This is a genomic window from Phenylobacterium sp. (genome assembly GCF_965229015.1).
Lineage (GTDB): Bacteria > Pseudomonadota > Alphaproteobacteria > Caulobacterales > Caulobacteraceae > Phenylobacterium.
Window position 1 is genome coordinate 1,448,653 of sequence record NZ_CBDDIM010000002.1, and the last position, 17,286, is coordinate 1,465,938.

Genomic DNA, 17,286 nt, shown 5'->3' on the forward strand with positions numbered 1-17,286 from the left:
AAGTTCAGCCGACGATATGAAACTGGACGCGCGGGACCTGGCCCTGGTCCGGCTGCTGGAGACCGACTCGCGGCTGCCGGCCTCGACCCTGGCCAAGCGGCTCGGCGTCTCACGGACGACGGTGCAGACGCGCATTGACCGACTTGTGGCCGACGGAGTCATCGCGGGGTTCACCGTTCGACTGGGAAACCCCTTGGAATCCAGGATCGTAAGGGGCCACGTCCTGGTGACGGCGGCGCCCAAGGCGGCCCGACATATCGAGGCCACGCTGCGCGCCATGCCCCAGGTGGAGGCCCTGCACTCGGTGTCGGGGCCCTTCGACCTGATCGTCATGGTGGCCGCGGCCTCCATCGAGGAGCTGGACCGGGTGCTGGACGACATCGGCCTGATCGAGGGGGTGGAGCGGACCACCTCGTCGATCATCCTGTCCACGCGCATCCGCCGTTGACCTAGGGTCGCGATTTGCCTTGCCCTACGTCACTCGACTAGGCCGATTCAAGGTTCAACCGACGGAGACCGACCCCATGCTTCTGATCAGCGACACCGTGGAAGTGGGCGGTCCCAAGGGACCCGCGCATCCGCCGAAATATCCGGTGAGCCCGGTGGAACTGTGGAACCCCGAGGCCTTCACCAAGGGGCCGCCGATGGGCGCCTTCGCCGCCATGCGCCAGGCCTCTCCCATCGCCTGGACCCCCGAGCCCGAGGACCGGCCGGGCTTCTGGGCGGTCACCCGCTATGACGACGTCATGCGGGTCAACAGCGACTACGAGACCTTCTCCTCGCAGCGCGGCGGCATCCTGATGAGCCACCAGCGCTCGGAGATGCAGCTGGCCCGCGCCAGCCTGGACGCCATGATCAACATGGACGCGCCCGCCCACATGCAGCTGCGCCGCGAGCACATGCCCTATTTCACCCCCTCCTATCTGCGCGGCCTGACCGACCGGGTGGAGGGCGAGGTGACCCGCCTGCTGGACGCCATGGCCAAGCAGGGTCGGGTCGACCTGGTCCACAGCCTGTCGGCCCAGCTGCCGCTGTTCACCCTCTGCGAGATCCTCGGGGTTCCCTTAGAAGATCGTCCCAAGTTCCTGACCTGGATGCATTATCTGGAGCTGGCCAACTCCTTCGCCGCCGAGCGCGCCGGGGGCGGCGGCGGGCTGGAGGGGGCGGCGGCCGAGGTGCCGCCGGAGATGAAGGCCTTCCTCGACGCCTTCACCGCGGCCATCGCCGAGATGTTCGAATACGGCCGCCACATGCTGCACAAGCGCCGCCTGGACCCGCAGGCCGACCTGATGAGCGCCATCGCCAAGGCCCAGGTGGACGGCGACCTGCTGTCGGACGAGTACCTGGACGGCTCCTGGCTGCTGATCGTCTTCGCCGGCAACGACACCACCCGCAACACCATCTCCGGCTCGATGCAGCTGCTCAGCGACTTCCCCGAGGAGAAGGCGAAGTTGCTGGCCCGGCCCGAACTGATCCCGGGCGCGGTGAACGAGTTCATCCGCATGATCAGCCCGGTGATCTACATGCGCCGCACCGCCACCCGCGACGTGGAGGTGGCCGGCCAGCAGATCGCCGAGGGGGAGAAGGTGATCATGTACTACGGCTCGGCCAACCGGGACGCCTCGGTGTTCCCCGATCCCGACCGGCTGGACGTCACCCGCGCCAACGCCGACAAGCACATCGCCTTCGGCTACGGCCCCCACACCTGCATCGGCAAGCGGGTAGCCCAGCTGCAGCTGGAGGCGGTCTACCGCCAGATGCTGGCCCGGTTCCCCGACATCCACCAGTCGGGCCCGATGGACGTGGCGCCGAACAACTTCGTCTATGCGATCCGGAGCATGCCGGTGGAGTTCACGCCGGAAGCTTAGTCGCGCGAGCCCCTCGCCCCCTTCAGGGGGCGAGGGTTTTGAGTGACGAGCTTAGCCCGCCTCCAGTTCGATCACCTTCACCCTGCGCAACGCCGGGGACGCCATCGCGAGCAGGGGCCCCAGGGCCAGGCCGGCGGCGGCGATGAACAGGGTCTCGCGGACGCCGATGAGGCCGCCGAGCGCGCCGCCGACCAGGGCGCCGATGAGCATGGTTCCGCCCGTGGCGGCCTGGAAGGCGCCGGCCGCGCGGCCCAGGGTGTCCTGGGGCAGGACGGTCTGGCGCAGGGAGGCCGACAACACGCCATAGGCCACCCCGGTGGAATCCCCCAGCAGCTGGGAGACGATCAGCATCGCCATGCCGGCGGCCGGCGTGGCCGGGGAAAGCGGGATGAGCAGGGCCGAGCTGGCCGCGGCCAGGCCCATGACCAGGATGGCGGGGCCCGCCCCCAGGCCCCGCGCCAGGGGGGCGGCCAGGCCCGCCCCCATCAGGGCCCCGATCCCGCCGCAGGCCACGGTGAGGCCCAGCATGGCGGGGCTGAGGCCCAGGGTGCGCAGGGCGAAGATCAGGTAGAGGGCCGCGAAGCCGCCGCCGAACAGGCCGTTGCACAGGGCTGTCACCAGCAGGGGCCGCACCCGGGGCTCGGCCCAGGCGGCGCGGAAGCCCTGGGTCAGGTCGCGGACCCAGTGCTGGGGCGGGGCGGGCTCCGGATCGGGCTCGACCTTGGCGATGCCGGAGAGGAAGAGGGCCGAGACCAGGTAGGTGGCGGCGTTGACGGCGATGGCGAAGGGGGCGCTCAGCCATTGGAACAGGACGCCCGCCAGGGCTGGTCCCCCCATCTCGGCGACGGACTCGGTGGCCGAGAGCTTGGAATTGCCGTCCACCAGGCGCGCAGGGCCGACCAGGCCGGGGAGATAGGCGTGGTCGGCCATGTCGAAGAGCACGCTGGCGCCCCCCACCAGGGCGGCGGCGGCGAACAGCTGCCAAAGGCTGAGCAGGTGGAGCCAGGCGGCGATGGGGATGGTGATCAGCACCCCGGCGCGGACCAGGTCGGCGCCGATGAGGATCGGGCGGCGATGGCGGCGGTCGACGAAGCCGCCGCCGGCCAGGCCCACGAAGAAGGCCGGGCCATAGGAGAGGGCGGCCAGCACGCCGAGGACGGCGGGGCTGGCGCCCAGGGCCAGGACCGCCGTCATCGGCAGGCCCTCGCGGGTGATGCGGGCGCCGAAGCTGGAGACGGCCTGGGCCGCCCACAGCTTCATGAAGTCGGGCTCGCCGGTGAGGGCGCCGGGCTTGCGTGTCATGAGAGGTGGTCCGTCGAGGGGGCTCGGCCGCGCGGGGCCGTGATCCCGCGGAGTCCCGCGGGCGCTTTGGGGGGAGCGCGATATTTGTAAGCCGCCTCGGTCGCTCGCCTGGCCCTAGGGTGGCCGGGCGCGAGGCGAAGGTCAAGCTTGGCGCGAGGAGCCGGTCCTGGGCTAAGAGGGGCGACACGATTTGTGAGCCCCAGAGATTCCATGACCCAGCGCCTCGTTCCTCTCGTCGCGGCCCTGATTTGCCTCGCCGCCGGCTCGGCCCAGGCCCAGTCGAGCTCCAGCAAGACCACGCGGTCCACGACCACCACCACGACCTCCCCGGACGGGCGCACCACCACCACGGTGACCAAGAGCACCTCTGTGGGGACCAGCGTCTCGGTGGACGAGGAGAAGCTGGGGGCGGCCCTGGCCGGGGCCCTGATCAACCGGATGGACCCGGAGGAGGCGCGGCTGAAGCGGCTGGCCGAGCCTGCGCGGACCGAGGACGCCTTCGGCGCCTGGCGGGTGCGCGACGGCGGACGCGACGCCCAGGACTGCCGCTTCGAGATGGGGGAGAAGGCGGGCTTCCTGGGGGTGCGGCCGGCCACGGCCACGGGATGCCCCGGACGTCTGGCCAAGCTTTCCAAGTGGCGGGTGCAGACGGGCGAGCTGGTCTTCTACAGCGCCGCCGGCCAGGAGCTGAAGCGCCTGCGCTATGTCGAGGGCCGCTTCATCGGCGGCGGGGTGGAGATGGTGCGCGACTAGGTTTGCGCGCGCCCTAGCCGCCGCCCGCCGCGACAGCGGGCTTGCGCAGGATCTTGCCGGTGAGGGGGACGGCGGCGGCCACGGTGTTGGAGATGGTCCCGTACTTCCGCACATTGGTGTGCAGGAGCTCCAGTCGATGGTCGCTCTCGTCGGTGTCGACGATCAGTTCGTAGTCGATGGAGACCATCTTCGGCGGACTGTCCTGGCGCTCGCCGTGTAGGCGCACCTCGACGCCGCGCAGGTCGAAGGCCAGCAGGGGCGTGACCCGTTCGACTCCCTTGATCATGCAGGCGGCGATGGAGGCCAGGAACAGCTCGGCCGGGTTGAAGGCGTCCGGCCGGCCCTTCACGTCGGTGTCGAGGACGATCTGGGCGTCCTTCGTCGTCGCCAGACTGCCATGGGCGTCGACCCGGCGCGCTTCGACCCGATATTCCAGCATGGCGCGGCCTTTCGATGGGCGCGGCGCGATGGCGTCGCCGCGAGCCTTGCTAGGTCCCCGCAGGCGCCGACGCCCTGAGCCAGATCAAAGGTGTAGTTTGGGGCGGCTGCGCCGGATGTGCGGATTGGGGCTGGCTCACGCCAAAAGGCCCCCCGGCGTGAGCCGGGGGGCCTGGCGGTTCTTGGCGCCGTGGGCTTTGGCGGCGCGTCTGACCTAGATGTCCGTGCCGGGGATGGGCGCGGTGATGCCGGGGCCGCCGGGGCGGCGGTCGCGGTCGGCCTCGAGGCTGTCGTCGCGGCCGACCTGGTTCAGGAAGGAGCGGCTCTCGCCATAGCGCTGGCGTTCACGCATCACCTCGTCGGCGGTGTAGGGGGCGGCCGCCTGATCGAAGCTGCTCCAGCCGGCCGAGCGGTAGTCCGATCCGCGCGTCACGGCGTCGACGCCCTGGTGGTGCTGGAGGATCTGCTCGATCCGGGCGGCCTCTTCGTCCTTGGCCTTGACGCTGACCAGGGTGCCGCCGCGGCGGACGCCCTCGGCATAGACCTGCGCCTCCTCATCGGAATGGCCGGCGTCCTTCAGGGCGCCCAGCACCCCGCCGGCGGCCGCGCCGGTCGCGGCGCCGGCGGCGGCGCCGACGACGGTGGCCACAAGCCAGCCGGCGGCGACCACGGGACCGAGGCCGGGAATGGCCAGCATGCCCAGGCCGGCCAGAAGGCCGCCGCCCGCGCCGATCAGGCCGCCGGTGGTGGCGCCCTGGGCCGCGCCCTCGGCGGTTTCGCTGTCACCGTCCACGCGGGCGGTGTCGTGACGATGGCCCGCGTGCCAGTTGTCGGCGTTGTTGGCCACCAGGCTGATGTCGTGGTGGGACACGCCCGCCTGCTCCAGCTCGGAGACGGCGGTCATGGCTTCGGTGTGGGTGTTGAACAGTCGAGTGATAGTGCGGCTCATGACAAGCTCCTGAATCTAGGGATTATTTGGCGGTGACGGCGCCCTTGAAGTCGAGCGAGACGTCCATGGTCTTGCCGTCCTTCTTGGCCTTGGCGGTCCAGATGCCGTCGGCGCTCTTGGCCAGGCCGGTGACGTCGGTGTAGCCGGCGTTCTCGATGTGGCCCTTGGCCTGGTCTTCCGTGAACGAGTTGGAGGCCGCCTCGGGCATGGCGTCGGAGGCCGTGGCCCCGGCGTCGACCGCGTCGTTGGCGGTGGGCGGGGAGACCGCGCCGCCGGGGGCCGCGGCGTTGGCGCTGGCGTCGGCCGCGGCGTTACTGGTGTCGGCGGCGGTTTCAGAGGCGGGCTTGGAGCAGGCCCCGAGCAGGGCCAGGGTGAGGGCGGCGCCGGTCAGGGCGCCCAGGGCGGTTCGCATCGCAGTTCTCCGGAGATTGAGGCCTGACCAGCGCCCCGCACCCGGCATTCGTTCCGACAGCCCAGCTTAGAAAATCGCCGACCCAGGCCGGGCGGCCCCGGCTCACCCCAGCAGGGTCTCGATGATCCGGGCCACGCCGTCGTCCTCGTTGGTGGCGGTGATCTCGCGGGCGGCGGCCAGGACGTGCGGATGGGCGTTGGCGACGGCGACCCCGCGCCCGGCGGCGGTGAGCATGGGAATGTCGTTGGGCATGTCGCCGAAGGCGATGATCTCGTGGGCCTCGACGCCGAGGTCCTGGCCCAGATGAAGCGGGCCGCTGGCCTTGGAGACCCCCAGCGCCCCGAACTCCACGAAGGGGGCGCCGGAGTGGGTGACGGCCACCCGGTCGCCGGCCAGGGAGCGGATCAGGGCGTGGAGGTCGTCGATCTCGTGGACGGGGTGATGGACCAGGATCTTGATCAGGTCCTCGTCGCAGAGGCTGTGGACGGGGTCCACCCGGGGCTCGTGGTGGTGGACGAAGCCGTCGAACATGGCGTCCGGAAAGGCGTGCTCGCGGCCCACCTTGTGCCCGTGCTCGGTGGCGAAGCTGAAGTGGGGATCGGACCGGCGCAACTCGCCGATCAGCTCCAGGGCCACGTCGCTGGGTAGGGTCTCCTGGCGCATCACCCGGTCCCGGGCCACGTCGTAGAGCAGGGCGCCGTTGGAGCAGACGGCCAAGCCGGTGATCCCCAGGTCGTGGGCGATGGCGCGCAGGTCCCGCGGCGGCCGGGCGGTGACGAAGACCACCGGCAGTCCGGCCTCGCGGGCGTCACCCAGGGCCTTGCGGGTGCGGGCCGAGATCGAGCCGTCGCGGCGCAGCAGGGTGCCGTCGAGGTCGGTGGCGATGAGGCGGATCATGGCTGGTTTTGATCGCGCGGCGGGCGTCGGTCAAGCCGGGCGAGGCCTCGCCCGGGGTCGCCCCCACCACAGGGTCGAGCTGATCTCGAAATCCACCTGGCCGTCGCGGGCGTAGGGGGCGACGACGCCCCGCAGGTCGGCGTCGAAGGCCGGGGCGAGGGGGCCCATCTTGGCCCGCGACCAGGTGGCCCGCGAGTGCTCGGCCTCGATGAGGTCGTCCACCGACTGGGTCATGGGGGCGGTGAAGACCTCGGTGGCGGCGACGTCGAACCAGGGCTGGTGGCCGGCGAGGCGGGCCTGATGGGCGCCGCCGTTCCATTGCCCCCCCAGCTTGCCGACCCAGGCCTGGATCACCTCCTGCCAGGCCGCGATCCAGGGCGCTCGGGCCGGGCCGTCGCCGCCGAGGATGGTCATGACGCCGTCCGGGGCGATGGCGGCCGCCAGCCTCGGGAAGAGGCGCGGCGCGTCCATCCAGTGGATGCTGGCGCCCGCCGTGATCAGGTCGATCTGGTCGGGGAGGGGCGCGTCCTCGGCGAATCCTTGCGTCCAGGCGATGTGCCGGTTGGCGCCGGCGTCCAGGTCGCGGGCCAGGCGCAGCATGGCGGCGGAGGGGTCGACCGCCAAAACCTCGGCGAAGTGGGGCGCGAGGGTGCGGGTCAGCTTGCCGGGACCGCAGCCGAGATCCAGCAGGCGAGCGCGGCCGGGGGTGAGCTGGAGCAGACGGTCGAAGAGGGCGGGGGGATAGGGGGTGCGGTGGACATAGGCGGCGACGACCCCCTCGTCCTCGAACTCCGCGCCGGTGTTGTCGGCGGCTGCTGCGGCGGGCATGTGCGCCTCCCCTGGCTTTGGTGTGAGAATGGGGGAGCGAGCAAGCTTCGCAAGCCTAATCCCCGTCATCACGGATCGCCGATCGGCGTCCGGGATGACGGGGAAGGGAAAGTGCCGATAAGCTCCCCCCATGTGCGACACCCTGGTAGCCCTGGCCTCCGAGACCCCGCGCGGGGCGCTGCTGTTCGGCAAGAACAGCGACCGGGAGCGCAACGAGGCCCAGGTGCTGGAGATGCATCCGCCGCGGCGGGGCCTTGGGGACCTGAAGCTCACCTACATCACGATCCCCGAGGTCGCCGAGACCCACGCCACCCTGATCAGCCGGCCCTGCTGGATGTGGGGCGCCGAGATGGGGGCCAACGAGCATGGGGTGGTGATCGGCAATGAGGCCCTGCACGCACGCGTCCCCGCCCAGCGGCGGCGCGCGCTCACCGGCATGGACCTGGTGCGGCTGGGGCTGGAGCGGGGGGCCACGGCGGCCCAGGCCCTGGCGGTGATCATCGCCCTGCTGGAGCGGCACGGCCAGGGGGGCGACTGCGGCCACCTGGGGCGGTTCTACTATCACAACGGCTTCATCATCGCCGACGCCAGCGAGGCCTATGTGCTGGAGACGGTGGGGCGCGACTGGGTGGTGGAGGCGGTGGCGGGACGCCGGGCGCTGTCCAACGCCTACTCGATCGGGACGGGCTGGTCGGCCATCAGCCCGGGGCTCGCGGCGCAGGGGCGGGGCCGGTTCGACGTGGCCGCCCACCTCATCGACGAGGCCCGCGACGCGGTCAGCTTCGGGCGCGGGCGGTGCGCGCGGGGGCAGGAGCTGCTGGCCCTGGCCGACGACGCCCTGACGCCGGGCGCCATGCGGGCGATCCTGCGCGACCATGGCGAGGCGGCCGACTGGAGCCCGGCCAACACCGTGGGGCGGACCATCTGCATGCACGCCGCCCAGGGGCCGCGCCGCAGCCAGTCGGTGGCCTCCATGGTCTCGGAGGTGGGCGCGCGCGCGGTGCACTGGGTGACCGCCACCTCGGCGCCCTGCACCAGCCTGTTCAAGCCGGTGCTGTTCGAGGCGGGACCGCCGCCGGTAGGGCCGGCGCCCGGCGACACCTATGACGGCGAGAGCCTGTGGTGGCGGCACGAGCGGCTGCACCGGGCGCTGCTGGCCGACCATGCGGCCGGGATGGCCCTGATCGCGGCGGAGCGGGACGCTCTGGAGGCGGGGTTCCAGGCGCGGATCGACGGGGCCGACGATCTCGCGGCCGCCGTCGCCGACTGCTGGCGTGAGGCGGCGCGGGCCGAAGCGCGTTGGACGGCGGCCCTGCGGCCCGCCTCTCTGGGAGGCTCCCCTTACGCCCGCAGCTGGGGGCGGCTCAATCAGGTGGCGGGGCTGCCGCGGACATGATCTCGTGGCGGCCAGAGAGGACCCGAGCATGAGCGCCGACTTCGGAGACAACCGCCCCGACCTGGCGGCCTACTGGATGCCTTTCACCGCCAACCGGCAGTTCAAGGCCGATCCGCGGCTGCTGAGCCAGGCCAGCGGCATGTACTACCGCACCCCGGAGGGGCAGGCGGTGCTGGACGGCACCTCGGGCCTGTGGTGCGTCAACGCCGGTCACGGGCGGGCCGAGATCGCCGACGCCGTCCACCGGCAGCTGATGACCCTGGACTACGCGCCCTCCTTCCAGATGGGCCACCCGATCGCCTTCGAATTCGCCCAGGCCCTGGCCGCCCTGGCGCCGCCGGGTCTGGACCGGGTGTTCTTCACCAATTCCGGCTCGGAGTCCGTCGACACCGCCCTGAAGATGGCCATGGCCTATCACCGGGCGCGCGGCGAGGGGCAGAGGACCCGGCTGGTGGGCCGGGAGAAGGGCTATCACGGGGTGGGGTTCGGCGGGATCTCGGTGGGCGGGCTGGTGAACAACCGCCGCACCTTCGTGACCCTGCCGGCCGACCACCTGCCCCACACCCAGGACTTGGCGCGCAACGCCTTTTCCCGCGGCCTGCCGGCGCACGGGGCGGAGCTGGCCGACGAGCTGGAGCGCATCGTCGCCCTGCATGGGGCCGAGACCATCGCCGCCGTCATCGTCGAGCCGGTGGCGGGATCGGCAGGGGTGCTGCCGCCCCCGGTGGGGTATCTGGCGCGCCTAAGGGAGATCTGTGACCGGCACGGAATCCTGCTGATCTTCGACGAGGTGATCACCGGGTTCGGGCGGGTGGGAGCGCCCTTCGCGGCCCAGGCCTTCGGGGTGACGCCGGACATCATGACCACGGCCAAGGGCCTGACCAACGGGGTCCTGCCCATGGGGGCGGTATTCGCCAGCCGGGCGGTGCACGACGCGGTGGTGGCGGGGCCGCCGGGGGCCATCGAGTTCTTCCACGGCTACACCTATTCCGGCCATCCCGTGGCCTGCGCCGCGGGCCTGGCGGTGCTGGAAATCTATGCCCGCGAGGACCTGTTCGCCCACACTGCGCGGATCGCGCCCCTGTGGGAGGCGGCGATCCACGGCCTGGCGGCCTCGCCCCACGTCATCGACATCCGCAATGTGGGCCTGATGGCGGCCATCGAGCTCGCCCCCCGCGACGGGGCGCCGGGCGCGCGGGGCTACGAGGTGCTGGTCCGCGCCCTGGAGGCCGGCCTGCTGGTGCGCGCCACGGCCGACACCATCGCCCTGTCGCCGCCGCTGATCATCAGCGAGGCGGAGATCGGCCAACTGACGGCGATCCTGGGCGGGGTGCTGGCCGGGATCGACTGAGGGCGGCTATAGAGGACGATCCCTCCGGAGCGCCCCATGCCGCACACCCTGTTGATCTCCCACCCGATGCTGTCGCCGATGCGGGCGGGGCTCGAGGCCCAGGGCTATCACGTCGTGCGGCGCTGGGAGATGGCCGACGGGGACGCGGCCGCCGTGGAGGCCATCGTCCATGCCGGCGAGATCGTGCTGACGCCGGAGTTCCTGGAGAGCCTGCCCAGCCTGAAACTGATCGCCAATGTCAGCGTCGGCTATGACGGGGTCGACGTGGCCTGGTGCCGGGCGCGGGGGATCGAGGTCTCTCACGCCGACGGGCTGAACGCCGAGGACGTGGCCGACCATGCCCTGGGCCTGCTGATCGGCGGCTGGCGCAACATCGTGGCCGGCGACCGCATGCTGCGGGCCGGCGGCTGGAACCACGACCGCATGGAGGTCGGCCCCGGCCTGAAGGGCCAGCGCGTGGGGATCATGGGCCTGGGCCACATCGGCGTGGCGGTCGCCAGGCGCGTGGAGGCCTTCGGCATGAGCGTCGCCTGGTGGGGGCCCAACCCCAAGCCCGACGCGGCCTGGCCGCGGGCGGAGAGCCTGCTGGCCCTGGCGGCCGACAGCGACATCCTGGTGGTGGCCTGCCGCGCCGATGTCTCCAACCGCCAGGCGGTGAACGCCGCGGTGATCAAGGCCGTCGGGCCCAAGGGAATGATCGTCAACGTCTCGCGCGGTTCGGTGATCGACGAGGACGCCCTGATCGCGGCGCTGAAGGAGGGTCGCCTGGGCCGCGCGGGGCTGGACGTGTTCGCCGAAGAGCCGACGCCGACGGCCCGCTGGGAGGGCGTGCCCGGCACGGTGCTGACCCCGCACAGCGCCGGCGGCACGGTGGACTCCCTGCCCAACATGATCGCCCAGACCTTCGAGAACCTGCGCCGCCACTTCGCCGGCGAACCCCTGCTCAGTCCCGCCGCCTAGGAGATCAGGATCATGGCCAAAGTGCTTGGAATTGGTGGTGTTTTCTTCAAGACCTCAGATCCGGCGGCCCTGGCCGCCTGGTATGACCGCGTCCTGGGGTTCGGCGGCGGCGACTGGTCCGGGGCCATGTGGCCGCACGGGGATCGGGGCTACACCCTCTGGTCGCCCTTCAAGGCCGACACTACATATTTCGAACCCTCGGCCTCGCCGTTCATGATCAATTTCATTGTCGATGATCTTGATGGGGTGCTGGCCCGCGCCGCCGCCGAAGGCGTCCAACCCACCGGCCGCGACGACTCCGACGAGAACGGGCGCTTCGCCTGGCTGATGGATCCGGCGGGCCTGAAGATCGAGCTCTGGGAGCCGGCGCAGACCCCTCCCGAGGCTTGACATAAAGACATAAAGATATCTTTATGTGCCCATGAGTCTCTCGGCGATCCAGGCTGTGGAAGTGTTGCGCGCGGCGGGCGAGCCGACGCGCCTGCGCATCCTCGCCCTGCTGTCCCACGAGGAGCTCGCGGTGCTGGAACTCTGCAAGGTTCTGGACCAGAGCCAGCCGCGAGTCTCCCGCCATTTGAAACTGCTGGCCGAGGCCGGGCTGGTGGAGCGGTTCCCCGACGGGGCCTGGGTCTTCTACCGGCTGGTGGCCGGCGGCCTGGCCCGGCGGCTGGCCGACGAGACCCTGGCCAGCGTCGATCCCGCCGACCCGATCCTGCTGCGCGACGCCGAGCGGCTGCAGGCGGTGCGCGCCGAGCGCTCGGCCGAGGCCGGTGAATATTTCGCCCGCAACGCCGCCCGCTGGGACGAGATCCGCTCGCTCTATGTTTCCGAGACCGCTGTCGAGGCCGCGGTGCTGAAGGTGGCCGGCCCCGGCCCCTTCAAGCGGCTGGTGGACCTCGGCTCCGGCACCGGCCGCATGCTGACCCTGCTGGGTCCCCACGCCGAGGCCGCCGTGGGGCTCGATCTCTCCCAGCAGATGCTGAACATCGCGCGGCGGCACGTGGCTGACGCCGGGCTGGAGCGCTGCGAGCTGCGCCACGGCGACATCTTCGGCACCCGCCTGCCGGGCAAGAGCGCCGACCTGGTGGTGGTCCACCAGGTGCTGCACTATCTGGGGGACCCTGCCGCCGCCGTGCGCGAGGCCGCCCGCCTGGTGGCCGAGGGCGGCCGGCTGATCATCGTCGACTTCGCCCCCCACACGCTTGAGTTCCTGCGCGAGCAGCACCAGCACCGCCGCCTCGGCTTCGCCGAGAGCGAGATGGAACGCTGGCTGAACGAGGCGGGCCTGACCAAGGTCCGCGCCTCCGCCCTGCCGCCCGCCCGGGGCGAGGGGCTCACCGTCAAGATCTGGACCGCCGAGCGCGTCCGCCAAGCCGAGAGGACCGCCGCATGAGCCCGCTAGAGACCGCGCTGGGTCCCATCGCCCGCGCCGGGGCGGGCCTGGCCAAGCGGCCCTCCGTCTCCTTCGAGTTCTCGCCGCCCAAGACGCCGGAGGCCGAGGAGAGCCTGTGGGAGGCGATCCGCCGGCTGGAGCCCCTGAACCCGTCCTTCGTCTCGGTGACCTATGGCGCCGGCGGCTCGACCCGGGACCGCACCCACCGCACCGTGGTGCGGATCCTCAACGAGACCGGCCTGAAGCCCGCCGCCCACCTGACCTGCGTGGAGGCCAGCCGCGAGGAGGTGGACGAGGTGGTGCAGGGCTACTGGGACGCCGGCATCCGCCACATCGTGGCCATCCGCGGCGACCCGCCCGGCAAGATCGGCGGGGTCTATGTCCCCCGCGCCGACGGCTACGCCAACGCCACCGAGCTGACCGCCGGCATCCGCAGGATCGGTGACTTCGAGGTCAGCGTCAGCGTCTATCCGCAGGGCTATCCGGGCAACACCATCGAGCACGACATCGACGTCCTGAAGGCCAAGATCGACGCCGGGGCGACCCGGGCCATCTCGCAGTTCTTCTACGACATCGACGGGTATCTGCGGTTCATGGACAAGGTCCGGGCGGCGGGGGTGACCATCCCGATCTCGCCGGGGATCATGCCGGTGAGCAGCTTCAAGGGCCTGAAGAAGATGGCTGGGCCGGTGGGGATCACCCTGCCCGACTGGCTGGGCAACCTGTTCGAAGGCCTGGATGACGACCCGGAGACGCGCAAGCTGATCTCGGCCTCGGTGGCCGCGGAGATGTGCGCGCGGCTGACCGAGGAGGGCTACTCGGACTTCCAGTTCTACACCCTGAACCGTCCGGACCTCGTCTACGCGATCTGTCGCGTGCTGGGAATCCGGGAAGAGCCGAAGGAGATCGCCGCATGAGCGCGCGCTCGGAACGTATTGAAAAACTGAAGCAAATATCGCGCGAGCGCGTGTTGATCCTGGACGGCTCCTGGGGGGTGATGTTCCAGAAGCGGGGGCTGGACGAGTCCGACTATCGGGGCGAGCGGTTCAAGGACCATCCGGGCCAGCTGAAGGGCAACAACGACATCCTGTGCCTGACGCGGCCCGACATCGTCGGCGACCTGCACGACCAGTACTACGCCGCCGGCGCCGACATCAGCGAGACCAACACCTTCTCGGCCACCAGCATCGCCCAGGCCGACTACGAGCTGCAGGACGCGGTGCGCGACATCAATTTCGAGGGCGCCCGCATCGCCCGCGAGCGCGCCGACGCCTGGACCGCCAAGGAGCCGCACAAGCCGCGCTTCGTGGCCGGCTCGGTGGGGCCGCTGAACAAGATGCTGTCGATGTCCTCGGACGTGAACGATCCGGGCGCGCGTCTGGTGACCTTCGACGAGGTCTACGCCGCCTATCGCGAACAGATGATCGCCCTGCACGAGGGCGGGGTGGACCTGTTCCTGATCGAGACCATCACCGACACACTCAACTGCAAGGCCGCCATCAAGGTGATCCTGGACATGGAGGACGAGGGCTACGAGCCCCTGCCGATCTGGATCTCCGGGACCATCACCGACCGCTCGGGCCGGACGCTCTCGGGCCAGACGGTGGAGGCCTTCTGGAACTCGGTGAAGCACGCCAAGCCCTTCGCCATCGGGCTGAACTGCGCCCTGGGCGCCGACCTGATGCGGCCCCACATCGCCGAACTGAGCCGGGTGGCCGACACCCTGGTGAGCGCCTATCCCAACGCCGGCCTGCCCAACGCCTTCGGGGAGTACGACGAGGAGGCCCACCAGACCGCCCACGAGCTGCACGAGTGGGCGGCGCGCGGCCTGGTGAACATCATCGGCGGCTGCTGCGGCACCACCCCCGATCACATTCGCCACGTGGCCGACGCCGTGAAGGGTGTTAAGCCGCGAGCCATTCCCGAACGCCCGAAGGCCATGCGCCTGGCGGGCCTGGAGCCTTTTGAACTCGCCTGATGCGCCCTGTATTTATCAATGTCGGCGAGCGGACCAACGTCACCGGCTCGGCCAAATTCCGTAAGCTTGTCGCCGAGGGCGACTATCCCGCGGCGCTCAGCGTGGCCCGCCAGCAGGTGGACGCCGGCGCCTCGGTGATCGACATCAACATGGACGAGGGGCTGCTGGACAGCGTCGCGGCCATGAAGACGTTCCTGAACCTGATCGCCGCCGAGCCCGACATCGCGCGGGTTCCGATCATGATCGACTCCTCCAAGTGGGAGGTGATCGAGGCGGGGCTGAAGTGCGTCCAGGGCAAGGGGATCGTGAACTCGATCTCCATGAAGGAGGGCGAGGACAAGTTCCGCGAACAGGCCAAGGCCTGCCTGCGCTATGGCGCGGCGGTGGTGGTGATGGCCTTCGACGAGCAGGGCCAGGCCGACACCTGCGCCCGCAAGGTGGAGATCTGCACCCGGGCCTACCGGATTCTCGTCGACGAGGTGGGCTTCCCGGCCGAGGACATCATCTTCGACCCCAACATCTTCGCCGTGGCCACGGGGATCGACGAGCACAACAACTACGCCGTCGACTTTATCGAGGCGACGCGGATCATCAAGCAGACCCTGCCGCTGGCCCGGGTGTCGGGCGGGGTGTCCAACGTCTCGTTCAGCTTCCGCGGCAACGAGCCGGTGCGGCGCGCGATCCACGGGGTGTTCCTCTATCACGCCATCGCCGCGGGCATGGACATGGGCATCGTCAACGCCGGCGACCTGCCGGTCTATGACGACATCCCCGAGGAGCTGCGCGAGGCCGTGGAGGACGTGATCCTCAACCGGCCGCAGCGGACCAACATCTCCAACACCGAGCGGCTGGTGGAGCTTGCTCCGAAGTACAAGGGCGGCAAGTCCGAGGCCAAGGGGCCCGACCTCGCCTGGCGCGAGCTGCCGGTGGCCAAGCGCCTCGCCCACGCCCTGGTCCACGGCCTGACCGACTATATCGAGGCCGACACCGAGGAGGTCCGCCAGTCGGTGGAGCGCCCCCTGCACGTCATCGAAGGTCCGTTGATGGACGGGATGAACGTGGTGGGCGACCTGTTCGGCTCGGGGAAGATGTTCCTGCCGCAGGTGGTGAAGTCGGCCCGGGTGATGAAGCAGGCCGTGGCCTACCTGATGCCGTTCATGGAGGCCGAGAAGGAGGGCAAGCCGCGGGAGAACGCCGGCAAGATCCTGATGGCCACCGTCAAGGGCGACGTCCACGACATCGGCAAGAACATCGTCGGCGTGGTCCTGCAGTGCAACAACTACGAGGTCATCGACCTGGGCGTCATGGTGGCCTGCGACCGCATCCTGGACGAGGCCATCGCCCAGAAGGTGGACATCGTCGGGCTCTCGGGCCTGATCACGCCCAGCCTGGACGAGATGGTCTATGTCGCCTCCGAGATGGAGCGGCGCGGGTTCACGATTCCCTTGCTGATCGGCGGGGCGACCACCAGCAAGACCCACACGGCGGTGAAGATCGAGCCCGGCTATCAGGGCGGCTCCACCACCTATGTGCTGGACGCCAGCCGCGCCGTCGGCGTGGTCTCTGGCCTGCTGTCGAAGGACGAGCGCGACCGCATCCAGGCCGAGACCCGGGCCGACTACGCCAAGGTTCGCGAGCAGTTCGCCCGCGGCAACACCAACCGGGCCCGCGCCACCCTGGCCGACGCCCGGGCCAACCGCTTCAAGGTCTCCGAGTGGCAGGCCACGCCCCCCAGCTTCCTGGGGACGCGCACCTTCACCGCCTATGACCTGGGGGACCTGGCCCAATATATCGACTGGACGCCGTTCTTCGCGTCCTGGGAGCTGGTGGGCCACTATCCGCAGATCCTGGAGGACGACGTGGTGGGCAAGGCCGCCACCGACCTCTTCAAGGACGCCCAGGCGATGCTGAAGACCCTGGTGGCCGAGAAGTGGTTCGAGGCCCGCGGGGTGGTGGGCTTCTGGCCGGCCAATTCCGACGGCGACGACATCGTGGTCTGGACCGACGAGGACCGCACCACCGAACTCACCCGCTTGCACAGCCTGCGCCAGCAGATGTCCAAGGGGGAGGGCGGCCGGGCCAATGTGGCGCTGGCCGACTTCGTGGCGCCCATCGGCCAGCGCGACTGGATCGGCGGCTTCGCCGTCACCGCCGGCCACGGCGAGCCCGAGATCGCCAAGGCCTTCAAGGACAAGGGCGACGACTATTCGGCCATCCTGGCCGCGGCCCTGGCCGACCGCCTGGCCGAGGCCTTCGCGGAAGCCATGCACCGCAAAGTGCGCACCGAGCTGTGGGGCTACGCCCCCGACGAGCCCTTCGATATCGAGGCCCTGATCGGCGAGAAGTACCGCGGCATCCGCCCGGCCGCGGGCTATCCGGCCCAGCCCGACCACACCGAGAAGGCCGAGCTGTTCCGCATCCTGGACGCCCCGGCCCAGACCGGCATGGCGCTCACCGAGAGCTTCGCCATGACCCCGCCGGCCAGCGTGTCGGGGCTCTATTTCGCCCATCCCGAGGCCCACTATTTCGGCGTCGGGCGGATCGAGAAGGACCAGGTGGAGGACTATGCCCGCCGCAAGGGCTGGGACCTGAAGACCGCCGAGCGCTGGCTGGCGCCGATCCTGAACTACGAGCGGGGGAAGTAGGCCCAGTCCCAAGTGTCGTCCCGGAAAGCGCGCAGCGCTTGTCCGGGACCCAGACGCGCGGGGCGTGCCGGGTAGATCAGTGCTTCTGGGTCCCGGTCTTCCGCTTGCGCGGAAAC

The 17,286-nt window shown here is 70.5% G+C and carries 17 protein-coding genes; 11 read left to right on the top strand and 6 right to left on the bottom strand.

Annotation, left to right across the window (positions count from 1 at the left end; all coding sequences use genetic code 11):
- Positions 1–16 precede the first annotated feature (16 nt).
- A complete protein-coding gene (locus ACO06I_RS23360) occupies positions 17–448 on the top strand; it encodes an Lrp/AsnC family transcriptional regulator (RefSeq protein ID WP_421935014.1) in 432 nt (143 codons plus the stop codon).
- 76 nt (positions 449–524) lie between these two features.
- Positions 525–1,868 carry a cytochrome P450 gene (locus tag ACO06I_RS23365; RefSeq protein WP_421935015.1) on the top strand — a complete coding sequence of 448 codons (1,344 nt, stop codon included), beginning with the start codon at positions 525–527 and terminating at the stop codon, positions 1,866–1,868.
- 51 nt (positions 1,869–1,919) lie between these two features.
- Here the strand turns inward: ACO06I_RS23365 and ACO06I_RS23370 are convergent, their stop codons facing one another.
- Positions 1,920–3,170: an MFS transporter gene (locus tag ACO06I_RS23370; protein WP_421935016.1), complete on the bottom strand. Its 1,251-nt coding sequence runs from the start codon at positions 3,168–3,170 to the stop codon at positions 1,920–1,922.
- Between the two features lie 210 nt (positions 3,171–3,380).
- Between ACO06I_RS23370 and ACO06I_RS23375 the strand changes: the two genes are divergently transcribed.
- Positions 3,381–3,923 carry an AprI/Inh family metalloprotease inhibitor gene (locus tag ACO06I_RS23375; protein ID WP_421935017.1) on the top strand — a complete coding sequence of 181 codons (543 nt, stop codon included), beginning with the start codon at positions 3,381–3,383 and terminating at the stop codon, positions 3,921–3,923.
- Positions 3,924–3,936: 13 nt separating this feature from the next.
- On the opposite strand, the gene ACO06I_RS23380 is transcribed toward ACO06I_RS23375, so the two are convergent.
- From ACO06I_RS23380 to ACO06I_RS23400, 5 genes are all read right to left on the bottom strand, one after another.
- Entirely contained in the window at positions 3,937–4,362 is a 426-nt protein-coding gene (locus tag ACO06I_RS23380; RefSeq protein WP_421935018.1) for an OsmC family protein, read from the bottom strand.
- Between the two features lie 213 nt (positions 4,363–4,575).
- The gene (locus ACO06I_RS23385; protein WP_421935019.1) at positions 4,576–5,310 is read right to left on the bottom strand and encodes a hypothetical protein; all 735 of its coding nucleotides are present in this window, start codon (positions 5,308–5,310) and stop codon (positions 4,576–4,578) included.
- Between the two features lie 22 nt (positions 5,311–5,332).
- Entirely contained in the window at positions 5,333–5,722 is a 390-nt protein-coding gene (locus tag ACO06I_RS23390) for a hypothetical protein (RefSeq protein ID WP_421935020.1), read from the bottom strand.
- Positions 5,723–5,824: 102 nt separating this feature from the next.
- Positions 5,825–6,619, bottom strand: coding sequence for an HAD family hydrolase (locus tag ACO06I_RS23395; RefSeq protein WP_421935021.1), 795 nt, complete (start codon positions 6,617–6,619; stop codon positions 5,825–5,827).
- Between the two features lie 30 nt (positions 6,620–6,649).
- Complete coding sequence (locus ACO06I_RS23400) at positions 6,650–7,447, bottom strand: class I SAM-dependent methyltransferase (RefSeq protein WP_421935022.1); 798 nt, start codon at positions 7,445–7,447, stop codon at positions 6,650–6,652.
- 130 nt (positions 7,448–7,577) lie between these two features.
- Between ACO06I_RS23400 and ACO06I_RS23405 the strand changes: the two genes are divergently transcribed.
- From ACO06I_RS23405 to metH, 8 genes are read left to right on the top strand one after another with little or no spacing between them, the layout of a single operon-like run.
- Positions 7,578–8,843: a hypothetical protein gene (locus ACO06I_RS23405; RefSeq protein ID WP_421935023.1), complete on the top strand. Its 1,266-nt coding sequence runs from the start codon at positions 7,578–7,580 to the stop codon at positions 8,841–8,843.
- Between the two features lie 28 nt (positions 8,844–8,871).
- On the top strand, positions 8,872–10,194 hold the full coding sequence (locus ACO06I_RS23410; RefSeq protein ID WP_421935024.1) for an aspartate aminotransferase family protein: 1,323 nt from the start codon (positions 8,872–8,874) through the stop codon (positions 10,192–10,194).
- A 36-nt stretch (positions 10,195–10,230) separates the two neighbouring features.
- Entirely contained in the window at positions 10,231–11,154 is a 924-nt protein-coding gene (locus tag ACO06I_RS23415) for a 2-hydroxyacid dehydrogenase (protein ID WP_421935025.1), read from the top strand.
- Between the two features lie 12 nt (positions 11,155–11,166).
- Positions 11,167–11,544 (top strand): VOC family protein, encoded by a 378-nt coding sequence (locus ACO06I_RS23420; protein ID WP_421935026.1) that lies wholly within the window; start codon positions 11,167–11,169, stop codon positions 11,542–11,544.
- Positions 11,545–11,575: 31 nt separating this feature from the next.
- Positions 11,576–12,547, top strand: coding sequence for an ArsR/SmtB family transcription factor (locus tag ACO06I_RS23425; protein WP_421935121.1), 972 nt, complete (start codon positions 11,576–11,578; stop codon positions 12,545–12,547).
- Entirely contained in the window at positions 12,544–13,464 is a 921-nt protein-coding gene (metF, locus tag ACO06I_RS23430; RefSeq protein WP_421935027.1) for a methylenetetrahydrofolate reductase [NAD(P)H], read from the top strand. Before ACO06I_RS23425 ends, metF begins: the two co-directional genes overlap by 4 nt.
- Entirely contained in the window at positions 13,461–14,525 is a 1,065-nt protein-coding gene (locus tag ACO06I_RS23435) for a homocysteine S-methyltransferase family protein (protein WP_421935028.1), read from the top strand. Before metF ends, ACO06I_RS23435 begins: the two co-directional genes overlap by 4 nt.
- On the top strand, positions 14,525–17,170 hold the full coding sequence (gene metH / locus ACO06I_RS23440; RefSeq protein WP_421935029.1) for a methionine synthase: 2,646 nt from the start codon (positions 14,525–14,527) through the stop codon (positions 17,168–17,170). Before ACO06I_RS23435 ends, metH begins: the two co-directional genes overlap by 1 nt.
- Positions 17,171–17,286: the final 116 nt, after the last annotated feature.

What these genes read in the sequence shown, in the direction of transcription:
- metF (WP_421935027.1), top strand. Translation starts at nt 12,544, where the DNA reads ATGAGCCCGCTAGAGACCGCGCTGGGTCCCATCGCCCGCGCCGGGGCG.
- ACO06I_RS23395 (WP_421935021.1), bottom strand. Translation starts at nt 6,619, where the DNA reads ATGATCCGCCTCATCGCCACCGACCTCGACGGCACCCTGCTGCGCCGC.
- ACO06I_RS23410 (WP_421935024.1), top strand. Translation starts at nt 8,872, where the DNA reads ATGAGCGCCGACTTCGGAGACAACCGCCCCGACCTGGCGGCCTACTGG.
- ACO06I_RS23360 (WP_421935014.1), top strand. Translation starts at nt 17, where the DNA reads ATGAAACTGGACGCGCGGGACCTGGCCCTGGTCCGGCTGCTGGAGACC.
- ACO06I_RS23400 (WP_421935022.1), bottom strand. Translation starts at nt 7,447, where the DNA reads ATGCCCGCCGCAGCAGCCGCCGACAACACCGGCGCGGAGTTCGAGGAC.
- ACO06I_RS23425 (WP_421935121.1), top strand. Translation starts at nt 11,576, where the DNA reads ATGAGTCTCTCGGCGATCCAGGCTGTGGAAGTGTTGCGCGCGGCGGGC.
- ACO06I_RS23420 (WP_421935026.1), top strand. Translation starts at nt 11,167, where the DNA reads ATGGCCAAAGTGCTTGGAATTGGTGGTGTTTTCTTCAAGACCTCAGAT.
- ACO06I_RS23370 (WP_421935016.1), bottom strand. Translation starts at nt 3,170, where the DNA reads ATGACACGCAAGCCCGGCGCCCTCACCGGCGAGCCCGACTTCATGAAG.
- ACO06I_RS23365 (WP_421935015.1), top strand. Translation starts at nt 525, where the DNA reads ATGCTTCTGATCAGCGACACCGTGGAAGTGGGCGGTCCCAAGGGACCC.
- ACO06I_RS23435 (WP_421935028.1), top strand. Translation starts at nt 13,461, where the DNA reads ATGAGCGCGCGCTCGGAACGTATTGAAAAACTGAAGCAAATATCGCGC.
- ACO06I_RS23405 (WP_421935023.1), top strand. Translation starts at nt 7,578, where the DNA reads ATGTGCGACACCCTGGTAGCCCTGGCCTCCGAGACCCCGCGCGGGGCG.
- ACO06I_RS23415 (WP_421935025.1), top strand. Translation starts at nt 10,231, where the DNA reads ATGCCGCACACCCTGTTGATCTCCCACCCGATGCTGTCGCCGATGCGG.
- ACO06I_RS23380 (WP_421935018.1), bottom strand. Translation starts at nt 4,362, where the DNA reads ATGCTGGAATATCGGGTCGAAGCGCGCCGGGTCGACGCCCATGGCAGT.
- ACO06I_RS23390 (WP_421935020.1), bottom strand. Translation starts at nt 5,722, where the DNA reads ATGCGAACCGCCCTGGGCGCCCTGACCGGCGCCGCCCTCACCCTGGCC.
- ACO06I_RS23385 (WP_421935019.1), bottom strand. Translation starts at nt 5,310, where the DNA reads ATGAGCCGCACTATCACTCGACTGTTCAACACCCACACCGAAGCCATG.
- ACO06I_RS23375 (WP_421935017.1), top strand. Translation starts at nt 3,381, where the DNA reads ATGACCCAGCGCCTCGTTCCTCTCGTCGCGGCCCTGATTTGCCTCGCC.
- metH (WP_421935029.1), top strand. Translation starts at nt 14,525, where the DNA reads ATGCGCCCTGTATTTATCAATGTCGGCGAGCGGACCAACGTCACCGGC.